At 43.9% G+C, this 21,273-nt stretch carries 19 protein-coding genes and 2 tRNA genes; 17 read left to right on the top strand and 4 right to left on the bottom strand.

The window, feature by feature from the left end; genetic code table 11:
• The first annotated feature begins 82 nt into the window (after positions 1-82).
• The 15 genes from rlmE to pnp all read left to right on the top strand — a co-directional run bounded on the left by rlmE (position 83) and on the right by pnp (position 15,447).
• Complete coding sequence (gene rlmE, locus H571_RS0104465) at positions 83-703, top strand: 23S rRNA (uridine(2552)-2'-O)-methyltransferase RlmE (RefSeq protein ID WP_027848263.1); 621 nt, start codon at positions 83-85, stop codon at positions 701-703.
• A gap of 173 nt (positions 704-876) precedes the next feature.
• Positions 877-2,835 (top strand): ATP-dependent zinc metalloprotease FtsH, encoded by a 1,959-nt coding sequence (ftsH, locus tag H571_RS0104460; RefSeq protein ID WP_027848262.1) that lies wholly within the window; start codon positions 877-879, stop codon positions 2,833-2,835.
• Positions 2,836-2,882: 47 nt separating this feature from the next.
• Complete coding sequence (gene folP, locus H571_RS0104455) at positions 2,883-3,761, top strand: dihydropteroate synthase (RefSeq protein WP_245562318.1); 879 nt, start codon at positions 2,883-2,885, stop codon at positions 3,759-3,761.
• A complete protein-coding gene (gene glmM, locus H571_RS0104450) occupies positions 3,761-5,101 on the top strand; it encodes a phosphoglucosamine mutase (protein ID WP_027848260.1) in 1,341 nt (446 codons plus the stop codon). The genes folP and glmM overlap by 1 nt, the downstream gene beginning before the upstream one ends.
• 57 nt (positions 5,102-5,158) lie before the next feature.
• Positions 5,159-5,905, top strand: coding sequence for a triose-phosphate isomerase (gene tpiA / locus H571_RS0104445; protein WP_027848259.1), 747 nt, complete (start codon positions 5,159-5,161; stop codon positions 5,903-5,905).
• A gap of 5 nt (positions 5,906-5,910) precedes the next feature.
• Entirely contained in the window at positions 5,911-6,252 is a 342-nt protein-coding gene (gene secG, locus H571_RS0104440; protein ID WP_027848258.1) for a preprotein translocase subunit SecG, read from the top strand.
• Positions 6,253-6,347: 95 nt separating this feature from the next.
• A tRNA-Leu gene (locus H571_RS0104435) sits at positions 6,348-6,434 on the top strand.
• Positions 6,435-6,517: 83 nt separating this feature from the next.
• Positions 6,518-6,594, top strand: a tRNA-Met gene (locus H571_RS0104430).
• 144 nt (positions 6,595-6,738) lie between these two features.
• Complete coding sequence (gene rimP / locus H571_RS0104425; protein WP_027848257.1) at positions 6,739-7,209, top strand: ribosome maturation factor RimP; 471 nt, start codon at positions 6,739-6,741, stop codon at positions 7,207-7,209.
• 27 nt (positions 7,210-7,236) lie between these two features.
• Positions 7,237-8,724 (top strand): transcription termination factor NusA, encoded by a 1,488-nt coding sequence (gene nusA / locus H571_RS0104420; RefSeq protein ID WP_027848256.1) that lies wholly within the window; start codon positions 7,237-7,239, stop codon positions 8,722-8,724.
• Between the two features lie 32 nt (positions 8,725-8,756).
• Positions 8,757-11,396, top strand: a complete 2,640-nt coding sequence (gene infB / locus H571_RS0104415) for a translation initiation factor IF-2 (RefSeq protein WP_027848255.1) — start codon at positions 8,757-8,759, stop codon at positions 11,394-11,396.
• Positions 11,397-11,476: 80 nt separating this feature from the next.
• Positions 11,477-11,869, top strand: a complete 393-nt coding sequence (gene rbfA / locus H571_RS0104410) for a 30S ribosome-binding factor RbfA (protein ID WP_027848254.1) — start codon at positions 11,477-11,479, stop codon at positions 11,867-11,869.
• 15 nt (positions 11,870-11,884) lie between these two features.
• Positions 11,885-12,817, top strand: coding sequence for a tRNA pseudouridine(55) synthase TruB (gene truB, locus H571_RS0104405; RefSeq protein WP_036217559.1), 933 nt, complete (start codon positions 11,885-11,887; stop codon positions 12,815-12,817).
• 76 nt (positions 12,818-12,893) lie between these two features.
• Positions 12,894-13,160, top strand: a complete 267-nt coding sequence (rpsO, locus tag H571_RS0104400; protein WP_027848252.1) for a 30S ribosomal protein S15 — start codon at positions 12,894-12,896, stop codon at positions 13,158-13,160.
• Positions 13,161-13,314: 154 nt separating this feature from the next.
• Positions 13,315-15,447 carry a polyribonucleotide nucleotidyltransferase gene (gene pnp, locus H571_RS0104395; protein ID WP_027848251.1) on the top strand — a complete coding sequence of 711 codons (2,133 nt, stop codon included), beginning with the start codon at positions 13,315-13,317 and terminating at the stop codon, positions 15,445-15,447.
• 69 nt (positions 15,448-15,516) lie between these two features.
• Here the strand turns inward: pnp and bamJ are convergent, their stop codons facing one another.
• The gene (gene bamJ / locus H571_RS0104390; RefSeq protein ID WP_027848250.1) at positions 15,517-16,215 is read right to left on the bottom strand and encodes a BamJ family beta-barrel-assembly machinery protein; all 699 of its coding nucleotides are present in this window, start codon (positions 16,213-16,215) and stop codon (positions 15,517-15,519) included.
• A gap of 47 nt (positions 16,216-16,262) precedes the next feature.
• Positions 16,263-16,850 (bottom strand): TIGR02444 family protein, encoded by a 588-nt coding sequence (locus tag H571_RS0104385; RefSeq protein ID WP_027848249.1) that lies wholly within the window; start codon positions 16,848-16,850, stop codon positions 16,263-16,265.
• A 44-nt stretch (positions 16,851-16,894) separates the two neighbouring features.
• Here H571_RS0104385 and H571_RS0104380 point away from each other — a divergent pair, with 44 nt between their 5' ends.
• Complete coding sequence (locus tag H571_RS0104380; protein WP_027848248.1) at positions 16,895-18,817, top strand: ATP-binding cassette domain-containing protein; 1,923 nt, start codon at positions 16,895-16,897, stop codon at positions 18,815-18,817.
• Here the strand turns inward: H571_RS0104380 and H571_RS0104375 are convergent.
• Complete coding sequence (locus tag H571_RS0104375; protein ID WP_027848247.1) at positions 18,814-19,590, bottom strand: SDR family oxidoreductase; 777 nt, start codon at positions 19,588-19,590, stop codon at positions 18,814-18,816. The two genes, H571_RS0104380 and H571_RS0104375, sit on opposite strands and share 4 nt — an antisense overlap.
• Before the next feature lie 20 nt (positions 19,591-19,610).
• On the bottom strand, positions 19,611-20,051 hold the full coding sequence (gene dtd / locus H571_RS0104370; protein ID WP_027848246.1) for a D-aminoacyl-tRNA deacylase: 441 nt from the start codon (positions 20,049-20,051) through the stop codon (positions 19,611-19,613).
• Between the two features lie 160 nt (positions 20,052-20,211).
• On the opposite strand from dtd, the gene dctP reads away from it, so the two are divergent.
• Entirely contained in the window at positions 20,212-21,270 is a 1,059-nt protein-coding gene (dctP, locus tag H571_RS0104365) for a TRAP transporter substrate-binding protein DctP (protein WP_027848245.1), read from the top strand.
• The last annotated feature ends 3 nt before the right edge of the window (positions 21,271-21,273 follow it).

The following is a 21,273-nucleotide window of genomic DNA, read 5'->3' as shown; positions in this document are numbered from 1 at the left end:
AGCAGTTGCTGTTTTGCCTATTCTAGTGCCTGAGGGTGGTATAGGTCATCCTTTAAGCTAGCTAATTTTTTGTGAGGTTGTTGTGGCACGTTCAAAAACGAGTGCGGCTTGGTTAAAAGAGCATGTAGATGATGTGTGGGTACAAAAAGCACAAAAAGATGGTTATCGCTCACGTGCTACCTATAAACTAGCTGAAATTGATGATAAAGACCGTTTGTTTCGCCCAGGTATGACTGTTATAGATTTGGGTTCAGCACCGGGTGGTTGGTCGCAGTTGTTATCTGAAAGGTTGGGTAGTGAAGGGAAAATTCTTGCTTCAGATATTTTACCTATGGATGCCATTCCCGATGTGGAGTTTATTCAAGGGGATTTTACTGAAGATGCAATTCTTGAATTACTGCTTGAGTCCATGCAAGGAAAACAGGCAGACCTTGTAATTTCTGATATGGCACCCAATCTCAGTGGAATGAATGCTATAGATCAGCCTAAGGCGATGTATTTAGTTGAACTAGCGCTAGATTTAGCAGAACAAGTGCTTAAGCCGGGCGGCGATTTATTAGCCAAGGTTTTTCAAGGTGAAGGTTATGAAGACTATTTGAAGTTGTTGCGTAGTCGCTTCACTAAAGTTTTAACGCGTAAGCCGGTAGCATCTAGAGCTAGGTCTCGTGAAGTTTATTTGTTGGCTAGAGGCTACAAAGGTTAAAAAAGGTTGCTAACCAATTAATTTTAACTAGGGTCATCATTAAAAGAATAAATGGAATTGTTACCCTTTGGTATCGGTCTTAGCTGTTAAGTGATGTAGTATAGGTTTTCTGTTTAGCCTGATTTTAATCAATTGTTTATTGGTCAGGCAAAATCTACAAAGAGGGCATTGCCTTGAACGATATGGCCAAAAATCTCATTCTATGGCTGGTCATCGCAGCAGTTTTGCTGACGGTGTTTAACAGCTTTAATGTTGAAACCACGCCAAACACCACAAACTATTCGCAGTTTGTGCATGAAGTGCAGCAAAAAAGAGTAAAGAAAGTTGTTATTGATGGCTACGATATCTTCGGTGAGCGAGTTGATGGTTCTCGCTTCCAAACGATACGTCCGGCTGCAGATGACCCTCGCTTAATGGATGATCTGCTTAGCAATAATGTTCTGGTTGAAGGTAAAAAGCCTGAAGGACAGAGTATTTGGATGCGCTTATTAGTTGCTAGCTTTCCTATCTTGTTAATTATGGCTGTATTTATGTTTTTTATGCGCCAAATGCAGGGTGGTGCTGGTGGTAAAGGCGGCCCTATGAGTTTTGGTAAATCTAAGGCGCGGCTGTTAACCCAAGATCAAATTAAAACTACTTTTGCTGATGTTGCTGGGTGTGATGAAGCTAAAGAAGACGTTGCAGAACTCGTTGAGTTTTTACGTGACCCAGGCAAATTTCAGCGCTTAGGCGGTAAAATTCCTCGCGGTGTTTTAATGGTGGGTAGCCCTGGTACTGGTAAAACACTGCTAGCTAAAGCCGTCGCTGGTGAAGCTAAAGTACCTTTTTTTAGTATTTCGGGTTCAGACTTCGTAGAAATGTTTGTTGGTGTGGGTGCTTCTCGTGTACGTGATATGTTTGAGCAAGCCAAAAAAAGCGCACCCTGTATTATTTTTATTGATGAAATTGATGCTGTTGGTCGCCACCGTGGTGCGGGTATGGGTGGTGGTAACGATGAGCGTGAACAAACGCTTAACCAGCTACTAGTAGAAATGGATGGTTTTGAAGCTAACGACGGCGTTATTGTTATAGCTGCAACTAACCGCCCTGATGTACTTGACCAAGCCTTGCTACGCCCTGGCCGTTTTGACCGTCAAGTGGTTGTGGCTTTACCAGATATTCGTGGCCGTGAACAAATTCTTAAAGTGCACATGCGTAAAGTACCTTTGGCAGACGATGTTAATCCTTCTTACATTGCACGTGGTACGCCAGGCTTCTCAGGTGCTGACTTAGCAAACCTGGTTAACGAAGCGGCACTTTTTTCGGCTCGTACGGGTCGCCGTTTGGTGGGCATGGAAGAGTTTGATAAAGCTAAAGATAAAATTATGATGGGCGCCGAACGTAAGTCCATGGTGATGACTGAAAAAGACAAAACCATGACTGCCTACCATGAAGCAGGCCACGCTATTTTGGGTCGCCTACTGCCCGACCATGACCCTGTTTACAAGGTTTCTATCATCCCACGTGGTCGTGCCTTGGGTGTAACCATGTTTCTACCTGAAGAAGACAAGGTTTCCTACAGCCGCCGTTATTTACTAAGCCGTATTACTTCTGCCTATGGTGGTCGTATTGCTGAAGAAATGTTCTATGGTGCAGACGGTGTATCAACTGGTGCATCCAATGATATTCAGCAAGCCACTAAAATGGCGCGTAATATGGTCACCAAATGGGGTTTGTCTGATAAAGCTGGCCCGGTACTTTACAGTGAAGGCGACAGCGATCCTTTCCTTAAAGGTGGCGGTGGCGACAGTGGTGGCATGAATGTAAGTGGCGAAACTGCTAAGTTGCTAGATGCTGAAATTAGAAAAATACTCGATGACTGTTACGCAGAAGCGGTTAGGCTGTTAGAAGAAAACCGTGATGCTATGGAGTTAATGAAAGATGCGTTAATGGAATATGAAACCATTGATGCCAGCCAAATTGACGACATAATGAAAGGCATTAAGCCGCAGCCACCTAAAGACTGGAATGATGATGGTGAAGGTGGTGTTCCTGTTGACTCTAGCGCTGCAAGTGGCGAACAAGAGTCTACCGAAGATGAAAAGAAGCCAGATATTAAGCCTGCCGACCCGTTAGGTGGCTCAGTTCACTAACGACTAGCTTGTTTAGTTTAGCCCCGCTTTAGCGGGGTTTTCTTTATGTGATAAAACCGACCAATATAAAAACCATGTTTGCAGATATTTTTCCACAAGTTGATCTAAATCAGCCCCAAATTATGGGGATAGTAAATGTAACACCTGATTCTTTCTCAGACGGCGGTCGCTATACAACGGTTGACCTAGCAATTAAGCAAGCCTTAGCCTTAGAAAAAGAAGGTGCTACGTTTATTGATTTAGGTGGTGAGTCAACTCGTCCAGGAGCTGAGGGTGTAGCAGAGCAAGAAGAGTTAGATCGTGTTCTACCTGTGCTTGAAGGTTTGCGTAAAGAATCGGCAGTAATGATTTCAATTGATACGAGCAATCCTAAGCTTATGCAAGAGGCTGCTAAGCTAGGTGCTAACTTGTTGAATGATGTGCGTTCCTTTACCCGAGAGGGTGCACTAGAAGCTGCTCAAGCAACCGGTTTGCCTGTTTGTATTATGCACATGCGTGGCGAACCATCTTCCATGCAGCAGCAAACAACCTATGCTGATGTGGTTACAGAAGTTAAAGACTGGTTAGTTAAGCGTATGCAGGTTTGCATTGCTGCCGGTATAGCTGAAGATAAAATTTTGCTAGACCCAGGTTTTGGCTTTGCCAAACTGCTACCCCACAATTTAACCTTGTTAGCTAACCTAAACAAACTAACCAGCTTAAACCGACCTTTACTGGTTGGTATGTCACGCAAGCGTATGCTGGGTGAAATTACTGGTAAACCAGCACTAGAAAGGGATGCTGCAGGTATTGCAGCGCATTTGTTAGCAGCTCAGCAGGGTGCTAAAATTTTGCGTGTTCATTCAGTTGCAGGCTTAAAAGATGCTTTGCAAGTTTGGCAAGCAACGGCTCAGGCTTTAAACCTTACTAAAACTCAGGATAAATAATGACTAGAAAATATTTTGGTACAGATGGTATTCGTGGGCGTGTGGGTGAGCATCCAATTACCCCTGATTTTGTACTAAAGCTAGGCTGGGCAGCAGGTAAGGTGTTTGCTAAACAAGGTAAAAAGCGCATTTTAATTGGTAAAGATACGCGCTTATCTGGCTATATGTTTGAGTCAGCACTTGAAGCAGGTTTGTCTGCGGCAGGAGTTGATGTGTATTTATTGGGTCCTATGCCAACACCAGGCATTGCTTACCTAACACAAACCTTCCACGCCGATGCAGGTATTGTTATTAGCGCCTCACACAATTCTTTTGAAGATAACGGCATTAAGTTTTTTTCCAGAAGTGGTGAAAAGTTACCCGATGATGTTGAGCTAGAAATAGAGTCTTGGTTAGACAAACCCATGGAAACAGTCGCTCCAGCCCTTTTAGGTAAAGCGCGACGCATTAACGATGCTGCAGGCCGCTATATAGAGTTTTGTAAAAATACCCTGCCTTTTAATGCTAGCTTACAGGGCGTATCTCTCGTTGTAGACTGTGCGCATGGTGCTACTTACCACATAGCACCTGAGGTTTTTAGTGAGTTGGGCGCTAGGGTTGATGTGATAGGTGCCGAGCCAGATGGTTTAAATATTAACAAGGGTTATGGTTCAACTAATCCACGTGCCTTGCAGGATAGAGTGTTAGAAATAGGGGCAGACTTAGGTGTAGGCTTTGATGGTGATGGTGATCGCCTAGTCATGGTCACTCGTACTGGTCGTTTGTTAGATGGCGATGACCTTCTGTATATATTAGCTAAAAACTTACAAAATAAAGGTCAGTTGCAAGGCGGTATTGTTGGTACTGAAATGAGTAACCTTGGCTTAGAGTTGGCCTTAAAAGAAGCAGACATACCTTTTGTGCGAGCAAAAGTGGGTGATCGCTATGTAATGGCTGAATTACAAAAAAACAACTGGCTGGTAGGTGGTGAAAATTCTGGCCACTTGGTTTGCCGTCATGTGCAATCCACAGGTGATGGTATAGTTGCTGCATTGCAAGTTTTGCAAGCCATTCAGGAAGCCGATGGGCAAGTCGATGTTTTGCTAAAGGGCATGAAAAAAATGCCTCAAAGCTTGGTTAATATTCGCACCGATGACAACAAAGACGCACTAATCCGCCACCCGCAAGTGCAAGCTAAAATAAAAGATGTTGAAGCTCGTATGAACGGTCGCGGTAGAATTTTATTGCGCCCATCGGGCACTGAGCCATTGCTTAGAGTAATGGTTGAAGGTGATGAAAAAGAAGTGGTTCAAGCCTTGGCAGAAGAGATAGCGGCAGTCATTACTGATGTTGCTAGTTGAGCTTAGAGCAGATTTTTAATAGAATCCATGCCCCTGAATTGTTTATAGGCTGAATTAATGCGACAAAAATTGGTAGCAGGCAACTGGAAGATGCATGGCAGTCAGCAGATGGTTAAACATTTGCTTGAAAAAATGCTTAGCCAGCAAGCACCTAGCGCTAAATTATTGGTTTTTCCGCCCTACCCTTATTTGTCTCAGGCAATACAGCTTTTAGCTAAGAGTGAAATAGGCATAGGCGCACAAGACTGTTCGCAAGCAGATGAGGGCGCTTATACTGGCGAAGTTTCTGCAAAAATGCTGGCAGATTTAGGTGTTAGCCATGTTTTGCTAGGGCACTCAGAGCGCCGTCAGTACCATGCAGAAACAGATGCCCTAGTGTTAGAAAAAGCCAAGCGTGTTTTGGCAGCTGATTTAATTCCTGTTGTCTGTGTGGGTGAAACCCTAGCCCAGCGTGAAGCAGGTGAAACTAACAAGGTGGTTTTACAGCAGCTTACACCGCTAATAGAAAAGCTAACCTTAGCACAGCTTCAAAAAGTAGTGGTAGCCTACGAACCCGTGTGGGCAATAGGTACAGGCTTAACTGCAACACCTGAGCAAGCGCAAGAAGTACATGCCTTCCTTCGTTCAGTTGTAGCTAAGGTAGATAAAGAATTGGCAGCAAAAATGTTGTTCTTGTATGGCGGTAGTATGAAGCCTGATAATGCTGCGTCATTACTTAAAATGCCAGATATAGATGGCGGGTTGATTGGTGGAGCATCATTAGATGCTGATCAATTTTTAGCAATCGGAAAAGCAGCGGAATAATAAAGATGCATAGTATCGTTTTAGTAATTCATGTAATGCTGGGTCTTGGTGTGATTTTGTTGGTACTTATGCAGCAAGGTAAGGGTGCTGAAGCAGGTGCCTCTTTTGGTGGCGGTGCTTCCAATACTGTTTTTGGTAGCTTAGGTCCAGTAGGTTTTCTAGGAAAAATGACAGGCCTACTTGCTGCGGCTTTTTTTGCAACCAGTATGGGGCTGGCTTATTTAGCCACTCAACAATATTCACCTGATTTAGGTATGCCCTCAGATGAAGTCATTGAAGAGTTTGAGCGAGAGCGCTTACCACTACTTGATGACAGTGATGTAATTGAAAACCAGCAAAACCAGTAAGCAATAAGTTTATTTTGTCTTAGGGCTTGCCAAGCACCCTTAGCGGCACTATCATTTGGCCGCCTTGGAAGTTCTAGTAAGTTTTGAATAGCTAAGCCGAAGTGGCGGAATTGGTAGACGCGCTACCTTGAGGTGGTAGTGGGCTAAAGCCTGTGCGGGTTCGAGTCCCGCCTTCGGCACCAAGGTGTGTTTTGTTAGTTATAAAGGAATTGTAGTTAGCGGTTGACGTAACCTAGTTCAGCCCCTATAATTCCTGCTTCTCTGATGCGGGGTGGAGCAGCCTGGTAGCTCGTCGGGCTCATAACCCGAAGGTCGTTGGTTCAAATCCAGCCCCCGCTACCAAGATTTAATCAGAAGCCCCTTTTTTAAGGGGCTTTTTGTTAGGTCGAAAAAATCTTCGCGCAGGTGGCGCCGTACAGCCTTATCCCCCGAAGTTTTCCGGCCTTTGATCATCTGATCTGCAAATGCAGAGCTGGAGCCTTTTCTGTGTCAAGTAAAGATAAGCTACTAGAGCAGCTAATTGAGCCGGTTGTTCAGTCTCTTGGATTCGAGTTCTGGGGACTAGAATTCAGTGGTCGTGGGCAACATACGCTGCTACGAATATATATTGAGAGTGAGCAGGGTATTACAGTTGAAAACTGTGCCCAGGTTAGTCGTCAGATTAGTGCGCTGATGGATGTTGAAGACCCTATCGAAAGTGAGTACAACCTAGAAGTGTCATCACCCGGTATGGATAGACCACTATATAAACTCGATCATTATCAGCGTTTTGCAGGTCATCAAGTACAACTAAAATTACGCCTAGCTTATGAAGGTCAGCGCAAATTTACCGGCCTTTTAAAAGGTGTAGAAGAAGATGAGATTATTCTTCAGGTAGACGAGGATGAATACTGTTTTCCGTTTGAAACTATCGACCAGGCAAGAGTTAAACCTGTCCTGGAAAAACCAAACAAGTAACAAGGACTGTTTCTAAGAGGCTAAGGCATGAGTAAAGAAATCCTTTTGGTGGTGGATGCCGTCTCCAATGAAAAAGGCGTTCCCAAAGAGACCATTTTTGAAGCAATAGAAGCTGCGCTAGCAAGTGCAACCAAAAAACGTTTTATGGAAGAAGGCGTTGATATCCGTGTCAGCATCGACCGTAAAACGGGTGAATACGATAGCTTCCGTCGTTGGTTAGTTGTAGATGACGAAGATTTTTCTGAGCCAGAATATGAGCTTCCAGCAACGGCAGCAAAAGAAGAAGACTTGGTGGTTGGTGATGTAAAAGAAGAAAAAATACCCTCCATAGAGTTTGGCCGTATTGCTGCACAAACTGCTAAGCAAGTAATAGTGCAAAAAGTGCGTGAAGCCGAGCGAGCAGAAGTTGTTCGCCAATACCTAGATCAACAAGGTGGGCTGGTATCGGGTATTGTTAAGAAAACGACTCGAGACGGTTTAATCATTGACTTAGGTGGCAATGCAGAAGCTTACCTTTCACGCCACGAAATGATTCCCGGCGAAAAATTCCGCATGAATGATCGCGTTCGCGCCATTTTACTAGAAGTGAACCCTAATAACCGTGGTCCACAGCTAGTGCTATCGCGCACTTGCCCAGAAATGCTGGTTGAGCTATTTAAAATTGAAGTGCCAGAAATTTCAGAGCAGCTAATAGAAATTCGTGGTGCTGCGCGAGATCCTGGTTCACGTGCTAAAATTGCCGTTAAAACCAATGATCGCCGCATAGATCCAGTTGGTGCTTGTGTTGGTATGCGTGGTTCACGTGTACAAGCCGTTTCTACTGAACTAAGCAACGAGCGAGTCGACATAGTTTTGTGGGATGACAACCCTGCACAGCTAGTTATTAACGCCATGGCGCCAGCAGAAGTTGCATCCATTATAGTTGATGAAGATGCGCACTCAATGGACGTGGCTGTTGCTGAAGATAATCTAGCGCAAGCCATAGGTCGTGGTGGTCAAAACGTTAAACTGGCAAGAGACCTAACAGGCTGGCGTCTTAATGTAATGACAGAACAAGAAGCTACTGGCAAACAAGAGCAAGAAGCCGATGTTCTTATTCAATATTTTATTCAGCACCTAGATATTGATGATGATTTAGCTAGAACGTTAGTTGATGAAGGTTTTACCAGCTTGGAAGAAGTGGCTTATGTGCCACTAGAAGAATTCCTTGAAATTGAAGGTTTAGATGAAGACCTGGTTAATGAGCTTCGCCGCCGTGCGAAGAACGAATTGCTGACCTTAGAGATAGCCTCTGAAGAAGCTTTAGCAGTTGCTAGTCCAGAAGAAGCCCTGCTTAACCTTGAGGGTATGGACCGTACCTTAGCGTCAGCACTTGCACTTAAAGGCTTAACCACCCTTGATGATCTTGCCGAACAATCCATTGATGACCTTATGGATATCGAGGCTATGACCGAAGAGCGTGCCGGTAAAATGATTATGGCGGCCCGCGCTCACTGGTTTGAAGATGAAGCTTGAGCGTACCAGGTCGTAGTTAGAGGAGATGCATAGTGGCAGAGAATACCGTTAAAGAATTTGCTGAAGCCATAGGGCGCCCTGTTGATAGTCTGCTTGATCAGATGAAAAAAGCAGGTTTACAGCACAAAAGTGAAGATCAGAAAGTATCCGAAAAAGATAAACAAACCCTGCTTGAGTTTTTGAAACGTGCAAGCGGTAGTGGTGATGAACCAACACGGATAACCATGACACGTAAAACGACTCAACAGTTAAAAACTGATGGTCGTAAAAGCGTTAATGTAGAAGTTCGTAAAAAGCGTACTTTTGTTAAGCGTAGCGAAGTAGAAGAGCAGGCTGATAAAGCTGCTGAAGCTAAGCAAGAAGCTGCCCTTAAAGCGGCGGAGGCTGAAGCACTACAAAAAGCAGAAGCTGAGGCAGAAGAAAAGCGTAAAATTAATGAAAAAGCACGCCGTGAAGCGGAAGAAGCAGCACGCATTGCTTTAGCTGAAGAAGAAGCTCAACGCAAAGCTAAGCAAGAGTCCAAAGTTGCTGAGCCTGCTTTAGATGCTGAAGCGCAGAAAAAAGCAGAAGCTGACAAAGAACGCCGCAAGCAAGATGAAAAGCGCCGTGCTGAACAAGCACGAAAAGCGCGAGCTAATCCAGTAGTAACAGGTGTTGAAGACGACACCCGTGAGGAACCAGAAGAAGCTTTGCTAAAAAATACTAAAGTTGCAGCAGTTGATGAAAAACCCAAAACATCTAAGCCAGGTAACCGCAAGTCTGCAGGTGGTAAAAAAACCGGTGGCAAGCGTGAAGATAGCTTTGATGATCGTCGTTTAAGCCGTCGTGGTAATAAAGATGACAAGCGTAAAGGTGGTCGTCGTTCTTCAGGCGGTGCAGCACGTGAACATGGTTTTGAAAAGCCAACAGCACCGGTAACACGGGAAGTTCTTATTCCTGAAAGTATTACCGTTGCAGAGCTAGCTGATCGCATGGCAGTTAAAGGCTCTGAAGTAATTAAGGTAATGTTTAAGATGGGTGCTATGGCAACCATCAACCAAGTAATTGACCAAGACACAGCTGCGATAGTTGTTGAAGAAATGGGTCATCAGCCTAAGCTTCAAAAAGATAACGCTATAGAAACAGAAGTCATCGACACCATTAGCTACGAAGGTACAGCCATTACACGTGCCCCCGTTGTTACTGTTATGGGTCACGTAGACCATGGTAAAACCTCACTACTTGACTACATTCGTCGCGCTAGTGTGGCCGATGCAGAAGCCGGTGGTATTACCCAGCATATTGGTGCTTATCACGTAGAAACCTCAACGGGTAACATGGTTACTTTTTTAGATACCCCAGGACACGCAGCCTTCACAGCCATGCGTGCCCGTGGTGCTAAAGCAACCGACGTTGTTATTCTGGTTGTTGCTGCCGACGATGGTGTTATGCCACAAACGATTGAAGCCGTTCAACACTCTAAAGCGGCTGGTGTCCCCCTAGTTGTTGCAGTTAACAAAATTGATAAAGAAACCGCTGACCCAGAGCGTATTCGTAACGAGCTATCGCAATACGAAGTGATTTCTGAAGAATGGGGTGGAGACACACCTTTTGTCCACGTTTCAGCTAAACAAGGTACTGGCCTTGAGGCCTTGCTAGAAGCAGTATTGCTTCAGTCTGAAATGCTAGAGCTAACAGCAGTACCAGAAGCTCCCGGTAAAGGTGTTGTTGTAGAATCACGCCTAGACCGTGGTCGTGGTCCAGTTGCTACCGTACTAGTTCAAAATGGTACCTTACGCAAAGGCGATATCGTTCTTGCTGGCCTTAACTATGGTCGTGTACGTGCACTAATTGATGAGAACGGCAAACAGATTGACTCTGCTGGCCCTTCTATTCCAGTTGAAATTCTAGGTCTAGATGGTACGCCTGAAGCAGGTGATGAATTCATGGTTGTTCAGGACGAGAAAAAAGCACGTGAAGTTGCGCTTTTCCGTCAAGGTAAATACCGTGAAGTTAAACTAGCACGTCAGCAAAAAGCCAAGCTAGAAAATGTGTTCAGCCACCTAGAAACAGGTGAAGTTGCCAGCGTTAATATCATCCTTAAATCGGATGTTCGCGGCACAGTTGAAGCCATAATAGGTGCATTAAGAGAGCTAGAAACAGACGAAGTAAAAGTTAACGTGGTTTCTTCTGGTGTGGGTGGTATTACCGAAACCGATGCTAACCTTGCACTTGCTTCAGATGCCATTCTTCTTGGCTTTAACGTACGTGCCGATGCTTCTGCCCGAGCCATCATTGAGCGTGAAGAAATCGACCTACGCTACTACAGCATTATTTATGAGCTGATAGAAGAAATTAAACAAGCCATGACAGGTAAACTAGCACCTGAATACCGTGAAGATATCGTTGGTATTGCAGAAGTGCGTGATGTGTTCCGTTCACCAAAACTGGGTCAGGTTGCCGGTTGTATGGTGGTTGAAGGAACCGTTTACCGTAATAAGAAAATCCGTGTTTTACGTGACAACGTAGTTATTTATGAAGGCGAGCTAGAATCCCTACGTCGCTTTAAAGATGATGCTGCTGAAGTACGTAATGGTATGGAATGTGGTATAGGTGTTAAGAACTATAATGACGTCAAAGTCGGCGATAAGATCGAAGTTTTTGACAAGGTCAGAGTAGAAAGAACCCTTTAAACCACGAGTCCATAAAGACGTTAAGCAGCCTCGGTTTTCTGATAAGTCAGAATCGAGGCTGTTTTTATTGGAAGACAGCTATGAAAGAATTTAGTCGTTTAGATCGTATTGCTGATCAAATGCAACGTGAATTAGCAGTAATGATTCAACGTGAAGTTAAAGACCCCAGACTAGATGCCATGATTACCGTTAGCGGTGTGAAGGTAAGTAAAGACCTAGGCTATGCAGATGTTTATGTCACAGTATTAGGCAAGGAAGATAACCCAGAAATTATTGCCGAAAATATGGCAATACTTAAGCAAGCAGCAGGGTTTTTACGTGGCCGCATAGGGCAAAGCATTAAATTGCGTGTTATTCCACAATTACGTTTTCATTACGATGAAAGCGTGCAGCGGGGTCAGTACCTTAGTAGCCTAATTGAACGTGCAGTTAATGAAGATGCTAAGCGAGCAAAAGGGTCTGAAGAGGAATAAACCTCTATCACAGCTATGCAAAAAAAGATTCCCCGTAAAATTGTTAATGGCGTACTGCTGCTAGATAAACCCTTAGGTTTGTCTAGCAATCAAGCTTTGCAAAAAGTTAAATGGTTGCTAAAAGCCAAAAAGGCAGGTCATACCGGTAATTTAGACCCGCTAGCAACGGGGGTTTTACCCCTTTGTTTTGGTGAGGCAACCAAGTTTGCTAGCTATGGTTTAGAAGCTAATAAAACTTATCTAACCACCATTCAGCTAGGCGAAACAAGAGACACGGCCGATGCTGAAGGTGAAGTGATTGAGCGCTTCCCCTTACCAGAAATGACGCAGGCAAAAATAGAACAAGTTTTGTCAGGTTTTTTAGGCGAGCAACAACAAATACCCCCCATGTATTCTGCCTTAAAATTTCAGGGTAAAAAGCTGTATGAGCTAGCCCGCGCTGGGCAAACTATAGAGCGTCCACCTAGAGACATCACCATCTTTAAGCTAGCCTTGGTAGGCTTTACCAAAGACAGCCTAAGCCTTGAAGTGAGCTGTTCCAAAGGCACTTATATACGGGTACTAGGTGAAGATCTAGCCAAAGCGCTAGGTAGCGGTGGTTATTTAAGTGCGCTTCGCCGCACAGTTTCTGGCAGTGTTGCTGAAAACGAACTGGTTAGCCTGCAAAGCTTAATTGATTTACATGAAGCAGAAGGTGAAGAAGCCGTTGCTTCGTTACTGAAACCAACCGATTATTTAATTAAGCACCTAGCAACTTATACAGTGAATGAAGTTGAAGCAAGCCAGCTATTAAATGGCCAAGCAATAAAACTTCTGGACTCAAGCTTAACTATCGGACAAAATGTGCGCCTTTATGCTTTAGATAAAAGTTTTTTGGGTTTAGCTCAGGTGCAACCAAGTGAAACAAGCTTAATGTTGCAGCCCGTTAAAATACAAAGCACCGCCTAAACTAAATAAAATTTTCAGGCAGGCTGTAACGTCGCACGGCTTTGCCCTTGTCACTAAGCGACTGTGGAGTTTTAAAATGTTAACTACTGAACGTAAAGCTGAAATCGTAAAAGAATTCGCGCGTGCTGAAAATGATACCGGCTCACCTGAAGTACAGGTTGCCTTGCTAACTTTTGATATCAATGCACTACAATCTCACTTCGAAACTAACAAAAAAGATCACCACAGCCGTCGTGGTCTAATTCGTAAGGTTAGTCAGCGTCGTAAGCTGCTAGACTACTTGAAGAAAAAAGACGTAACGCGTTATGCAGATCTAATTAAGCGTTTAGGTCTACGTCGCTAAGTTATAGATTCCCTAGCGAATCTTAAGACCCCTCGTTGCGAAAGCAGCGGGGGGTTTTGCATTCTAGCCGCTAGTACTTTGTTTGTGCTGCTAGTCAGCGTATGATTAAGGGGCTAATTAATGGCGAAAAAAATTGAATTTAAAGGATAAATCTGTGAATCCCGTAGCTATCAAAAAAACTTTCCAATATGGTCAGAATACCGTAACTCTAGAAACTGGCCGTATTGCACGTCAGGCAACTGGTGCGGTACTTGTTACTGTCGATAATACAAGCGTGTTGTGTACCGCCGTAGCAAAAAAAGACGTTAGTCCAACGCAAGACTTCTTTCCACTAGCTGTTTTCTATCAAGAAAAAACCTATGCCGTAGGTAAAATTCCTGGTGGCTTCTTTAAGCGCGAAGGTCGTCCTACTGAAAAAGAAACCCTAATTTCACGTTTAATCGACCGTCCAATTCGTCCTCTTTTCCCAGAGGGCTTTATGAACGAAGTTCAGATTATCTGTTCCGTTGTTTCTGCTGAGCGGGGTATGGAATCTGATATAGCGGCAATGATTGGTGCTTCAGCAGCGCTAAGTATTTCTGGTGTGCCTTTTAATGGTCCTTTAGCAGCAGCGCGTGTTGGTTATACCGATGCAGACGGCTACATGCTTAACCCTAATTCTGCCCAGCTAGTTGATTCACGTTTAAACATGGTGGTAGCGGGTACAGAAGGTGCCGTGCTAATGGTTGAATCAGAAGCCAAAGAGCTAACTGAAGACCAAATGCTAGGTGGTGTACTTTTTGCTCACGAAGAAATGCAAGTTGCTATTCAAGCCATCAGAGAGTTTGCCGCTGAAGCAGGTAAACCTGCTTGGGATTGGCAGCCAGCACCTGCAGATACCACAACGGAAGCTTTAGTTCGTCCTTTAGCAGAAGCAGGTATTCGTGAAGCCTATAAAATTACAGACAAAATGCAGCGTTATGACCGCTTAGGTGAAGTGCGTCAAAGCGTTGTTGATCAACTAGTGACTGATGCCGAAACAGCACCTACTAAAGACGAAGTTAAAGCGGTTTTTGCACAAATTGAAAAAGAAGTGGTACGTAACAACGTGCTAGATGGTTCGCCAAGAATTGATGGTCGTGACCACAAAACCGTTCGCCCCTTAACCATTGAAGTTGGCGTTCTACCTAAAGTTCACGGTTCTGCCTTGTTTACTCGTGGCGAAACTCAGGCTTTAGTTGTGGCAACACTCGGTACTAGCCGTGATGCACAAATCATTGAAAGCCTAGAGGGTGAGTTTAAAGACAGCTTCTTATTCCACTATAACTTCCCTCCTTTCTCGGTAGGTGAAGCAGGCTTTATGGGTGGCCCTAAGCGCCGTGAAATTGGTCACGGTCGCCTAGCTAAGCGGGGCGTTCAGTCTATGCTGCCCAGCGAAGCTGACTTCCCTTACACCCTGCGTGTAGTATCAGAAATTACTGAATCTAACGGTTCTAGCTCTATGGCTTCTGTGTGCGGTTCTTCACTTGCCCTTATGGATGCAGGTGTGCCTTTAAAAGCACCCGTAGCCGGTATTGCAATGGGCTTGGTTAAAGATGGCGAGCGCTTTGCTGTATTAACCGATATTTTAGGCGACGAAGACCATTTAGGTGATATGGACTTTAAAGTAGCCGGTTCTGCTGCAGGTATTACTGCCTTGCAAATGGATATTAAAATTGAAGGTATCAACGAAGAAATTATGGAAGCCGCTTTAGAGCAGGCTTTGGCTGCACGTTTAGACATACTAGAGCAGATGAATAAAGTATTACCTTCTGCCCGTACCGAGCTGTCTGACAATGCACCCACCATGAGCACAATTAAAATTGATACTGATAAGATTCGTGATGTTATCGGTAAGGGTGGTGCAACCATCCGTAGTATTACTGAAAAAACCGGCGCTTCGGTTGATATCGACGATTCAGGCGAAATCAAAGTTTACGGTGATTCAGCGGAATCAGCTAAAGCTGCGATAGATATGATTATTGGCTTAACGGCTTCTGCTGAAATCGACAAGGTTTATATGGGCAAGGTTGCACGCCTAGCAGACTTTGGTGCTTTTGTTACCTTCTTGCCAGGTCAAGATGGTTTAGTACACATTTCTCAGATAGACAACAAGCGCGTTGAAGCCGTTAAAGATTATCTAACTGAAGGCCAAGAAATTTTGGTTAAAGTCATTGATATTGATAACCGTAACCGTGTGAAGCTGTCTATTAAAGAAGTAACAGAAGAAGATAAAGCGGCTTTTGCTGCGGCAAACCCAGAAGCTTAATCTTTAAAAGCAAGACAAAAAAATCCCCGCTCAAGCGGGGATTTTTATTTCTAAACTAGCTAAAAAATATTATTTTTCTATTTCTAGTAGTTCAACTTTAAATACTAGTGTTTCATTAGGGCCAATCGAACCACCAGCACCTGCAGGGCCATAAGCTAGGCTTGCAGGAATATAAACTTCCCACTCACTGCCTTCAGGCATTAGCTGTAACGCTTCTTGCCAGCCAGAAATAACCTGGTTCACTTTAAAAGTTACTGGCTCACCACGCTGATAAGAACTATCAAATACCGTGTCGTCAATTAGCTTGCCTTCATAGTGAACTTTAACACTAGAGGTAGCAGCAGGCTTGTCTCCCTTACCCTGTTTAATAACTTTGTATTGCAAGCCGCTATCAGTAACTTTTACGCTTTTCTTTTTAGCATTGTCAGCAAGAAATTTTTCACCCTTAGCTTGGTTGGCTTCAGCAGCAGCTGTTGCTTCGGCTTGAGCTTGAGCCGCTAGTTTCTGCTGCAATTGGTCTAAAACCTTCGCTATTTCTTCATCATCTAAACTAGGCGTGTTGCCTTCATAAAGGTCTTTTAATGCCTCACCAAAGCTGTCGGTATCTAGGTCACTAATATCTTGCTGTAGCTGGCGGCCAACCATAATACCTAGGCTGTAGCCAATACGCTCTTCTTCTGTTTTGGGGGCAGCTAAGGCAAGGCTAGGCAAAGCAACGGCTAGACTAAGAGAGGTGGCTAGCGTTAGCTTGGCAAAAGATTTATACATGGGTACTCCTTAATGAGTGATGAAGTTTTGCAGTCTAAGTTTAGGGTTTAGGTCGAGGGATTAGTTCCCTGACTTCGTATAAAGCGTTTTTCTAAGTGTTCACGTAGGCGCACCGAGGTAAGCTCAACGTCTTTTTCATCCAACATAATGTTTAGCAAAACTTTAATAGGCTCATCATCGACTAGTCTTGGGTCGTCAAAGCAGTAGGCTAGGTTTTCCAATAAAGCAGCTTCACGGTTTTCACAGTCTATTAAACCTTGTCGCGCTTGGTAATAAAAATAAAGGACGGCTTGCTCTTGTTGTTCTGCTAGAAGCTCTGCTTTTTGAATATGCTCACGCATTCTATGCAAGGGGCCATCTTCATTCTTATCGGCTTTTTCGGCAATTAATTTAAGCTCATTTCGTTGCCGCCTAAGCTGAAGTGTGTAATCTCTATGCCAATTTTCAAACTGTTGAAAGGCTTTACGCCAATCGGGGCTGAAGCGTAGCCGTTGTTGCGCTGTCCAGATAGCAAAAAATACTAAATTAATATTAGCACCACCGTCATCTTGTAGCTGTAAACAAGCATCTTTTATTCGCTTTAGCTGATAGAGGCTCAGCGAAAAACGCCAGAAAGGGTTATCATGCAGCAGCATTTTTTATCCTTCCAAATCATGGGAATAGGTCGGGAGTAGTGACTATGATGACATTAGCTGGACTTACACTGCAACGAGGCGATTTACGCTTGCTAGAAAACGCTAGCGTTAGTCTTCATTCAGGCTGGAAAGTCGGTCTTACTGGTGCCAATGGTGCGGGCAAGTCATCATTATTTAAACTCCTGCTGGGTGAACTTACACCAGATGCTGGTGAGCTACAAATGTCGGGTTACGATCGCATAGCCTATATGGCACAAGAAGTACCTAGTTTACAGCTTGCAGCTTTAGATTATGTGTTAGAAGGTCACCAAGCGTTAAAGCAAGTAGAGTTAGATTTAGCAGCGGCCGAACTCGCAGGGGACAATCACCGCCTAGCTGAACTTTATGGCCAGTATGACTTGTTGCAAGGCTACTCCAAAAAGGCCGAAGCCGAACAGTTATTAGCTGGTTTGGGTTTTCCGCAGGCGGTTTTTACTAACCCTGTGGATAGTTTTTCTGGTGGTTGGCGTATTCGCTTAAATTTAGCCCGCACCTTGTTTATGCCCTCTGATTTAATGTTGTTAGATGAGCCAACCAACCACTTAGATTTAGATGCCACCCTTTGGCTAGAAGGCTGGCTGCGTAGTTATCAAGGTACTTTAATTCTTATTTCGCATGACCGTGATTTTTTAGACAATGTAGTCGATCACTTGCTACACGTTGAACACAAACAACTGCATTTATACAAGGGCGGTTATTCGGCTTTTGAACGCCAGCGCTCAGAACGCTTAGCGCAACAACAATCCATGTATGAAAAACAACAGCGTGAAATTGCCCACATGGAAGATTTTGTACGCCGTTTTAAGGCCAAGGCAACCAAGGCTAAACAGGCACAAAGCCGTATTAAATCTTTAGAGCGAATGGAAAAAATAGCGGCTGCTCATGTTGATTCGCCTTTTCATTTTGTGTTTCCTGAAGCTAGCCAGTTTTCAGATCCTTTGTTAGTGATGCGTGAAGCTGATTTAGGCTATCCAGCTAAGCCAGTGCTTAATAAAGTGGGTTTTACACTTCATCCTGGTCAGCGCATAGGTTTGCTTGGCCCTAACGGTGCAGGTAAATCAACCTTAATTAAAACCCTAGTCGGTGATCTAGCACCCCTTACAGGGCAGCGTACCCAGGGCGAGCATTTATATATTGGTTACTTTGCGCAGCACCAGTTAGAAGCTTTGGATGTTGATGCATCGCCTTTGTTACACCTACAGCGTTTATCACCTGATGCTAGGGAGCAAGAATTACGCAACTTTTTAGGTGGTTTTGGTTTTCAAGGTGATGAAGTGCTGGCAGAGGTAGGGCGTTTTTCTGGTGGAGAAAAAGCCCGCTTGGCTTTAGCGATGATTGCTTGGAAAAAACCTAACCTGCTGCTATTAGATGAGCCGACCAACCACTTAGATTTAGAAATGCGCCATGCGTTAACTTTGGCACTACAGGGGTTTTCAGGTGCAGTGCTAGTGGTTTCGCATGATCGCCACCTATTAAATAATACAGTGGATGAATACTGGCTAGTTGCTGATGGCAAGGTAGAAGACTTTGATGGCGATTTAACCGATTATGCACACTGGTTAAAAGAACGTCAGCAGGCGGCTCGTAGAACTGAAAAAACAGAAAAGCCACAAGAAGCAGCGGCAGCACCTGGGGTTAATAAAAAACTAGACCGTAAAGAGGCTGCTCGGCTAAGGGAGTTGTTGCGACCTTTAAAGAAACAGGTGGATAAGTTAGAACAGCAAATGAGTTCAATTCAAAGCCAGCTTAAAGCGATAGAAACCACACTTGGCGACGCAGAACTTTACACTGACAACCAGCGTAAAGACGAGCTGCAAAAACTGTTAAAAGAACAAGGGCGTTTAGAGCAGGAGCTAGAAACGCTAGAAATGGAATGGTTAGAGAGCAGTGAAGCGCTAGAGACACGTACCAATGCGCTAGGGCTTTAATCTTCTTTATAAACCATTTTACGACTCATGCCACCATCAAGAATAAAGTTTTGCCCAGTTACAAAACCGGCCAAGTCAGATGCTAGCCATAACACCATTCCTGCAACGTCATCTGGCTTACCCATACGGCCGACAGGGTGTTGTTCATGGTCTTCATCTGAATGAAAGGGCTGGTAGCGGGAGCTGTTTTTTTGCCACTCGCCCACTTCTATCCAGCCTGGGCTAATAGCATTGACACGCACATCTGGGCCAAGACTAATGGCAAGCGAGTGAGTTAAAGACAAAACACCACCTTTGCTTGCAGAATAGGCTTCGGTATCCGGCTCGGACTGGGTTGCACGGGTAGAGCCTAGGTTAATAATGCTGCCTTGGGTAGCGCGTAAATCGGCTGCGGCATATTTGCAGCACAAAAACACACCCGTTAAATTAACATCTAGGTAACGTTGCCAAGTAGTTAAATCTAAATCTTCTAAAGCGCCTGTGTAGGGGTTAGCTAAACCTGCATTATTGACTAGTAAACTAATAGGCCCCAATTTTTCGTTGGTTACTTTAATTAATTCTTTTACTTGGTCTTCACGAGAAACATCAACAGGGTGAAAAGCAACCTTGCCTAGGCTATCAAAAAGATGAATGCATTCTGTTCCTGCTTCTCCGTCAATATCGGCAACCATTACCTGCCAGCCTTGCTGCAAAAGAGCACTAGAAATACCACGACCTATACCTTGTGCCCCGCCAGTAACCAGAGCAACGGGGCGTGATTTAGATTCACTCAAAATAGAACTCCTTAAAAATGCTATTTACTTTCTAGTAAAAAAGTAACGGGCCCATCGTTAATGAGCTCAACCTGCATATTGGCACCAAACTGACCACTTGCAACCTTGGGGTGGTTAGCTTTGGCAGAGGTTAAAAAGTGATTATAGAGTAATTCACCTTTTATAGGTTCAGCAGCGGAAGAAAAACCAGGTCGTAACCCCTTATGGGTTTCTGCAGACAAGGTGAATTGTGAAACTACCAGTAGACCACCTTCGGTTTCTTTTAAGCCGAGATTCATTTTACCTGCATCATCAGCAAAAATACGATAACTTAAAACCTTCTGTAAAAGTTTTTCTGCTAGGGCTGGTGTGTCATCTTTATCAACACCCAAAAACACTAGCAGCCCAGCGCCTATCTCGCCTACTCGCTTACCTTCCACCGTAACTTTAGCACGGCTAACCCTTTGTAATAGTGCTTTCATTATTAGGTTTTCCCTTAGTAAGTTAACCTTTAGTATAAAAATAAATAATCAAAAAGCTTGATATGCATAAATTCATTTGTCATTCTTCGTGGCGTAAAGGTTATTTCAATATTTTATTGTGGCTGACTATTCAGCTGAAACCAAAAAAGAGGATGGATCAATGTTGCTTAAAAAAGTTCTAGGCACAGCGATAGCAGGTGTTCTGCTAACAGGCATGGTTGCCTGTGGTGGTGATGAAGAAAAATCGACTTCAAATGCTGTTGCAGAGCCTAAAGGTCAAAATTGGCGTTATGCTCACGAAGAATACGAAAATGATGTGCAGGATGTTTTTGCTTATAAGTTTAAAGAGTATATCGAAGCCAACTCAGAAAACACCATTGAAGTATTCCGTTTTGGTGAACTAGGTGAATCTGACGACATTATGGAGCAAACACAAGCGGGTATTTTGCAGTTTGTTAACCAGTCACCAGGCTTTACCGGCTCGCTAATTCCAGAAGCACAAATCTTTTTTATCCCCTACCTTTTGCCTGTTGAAGAAACGCACATTATTGAGTTCTTCAAAAAAAGTAAGGCTATTAAAGAAGAGTTCCCTAAACTTTATGCTGAACAAGGTTTAGAGCTGCTGACTATGTACCCAGAAGGCGAAACAGTACTAACGGCAGATGAGCCTATTCGTACACCTGAAGATTTACAGGGTAAGAATATTCGTACCATGACTAACCCGCTATTGTTAGAAACCTATAAAGCCTTTGGTGGTATTCCTACACTCTTACCTTGGGGCGAGGTCTACGGTGGCTTACAAACCAATATTATTCAAGGTCAAGAAAACCCTTTATTTTGGATAGAGTCGGGTGGTTTGTATGAAGTTTCTCCTAACCTAACCTTTACAGGTCACAACCAGTTCACTACAGCAATGATGGCTAATAAAGAGTTTTATGATGGTCTTTCTGCAGAAAATCAGCAGTTAATAAAAGATGCAACTAGCTATGCTTTTAACTACATAACTGAGTATGTGCCAGGTTTAGGTGAAAGAAAGCTACAAGCAATTCTTGATGCAAGCGATGAAGTAACGGTTACTCGTTTAACCGATGCAGAGCGCCAAGCCTTTATGGATCGAGCGCCTCAGGTTGAACAAAAGTTTATTGAGATAACCGGTGAGCGTGGTCAAAAACTGTTAGAACAGTTTAAAGCTGACTTAGAAGCTACTGCGACTAAGTAAGTA

Source organism: Marinospirillum minutulum DSM 6287 (assembly GCF_000422325.1).
GTDB lineage: Bacteria > Pseudomonadota > Gammaproteobacteria > Pseudomonadales > Halomonadaceae > Marinospirillum > Marinospirillum minutulum.
Note: the sequence above shows the minus strand (reverse complement) of the source record. Positions and strands in the feature narration are given on the sequence as shown.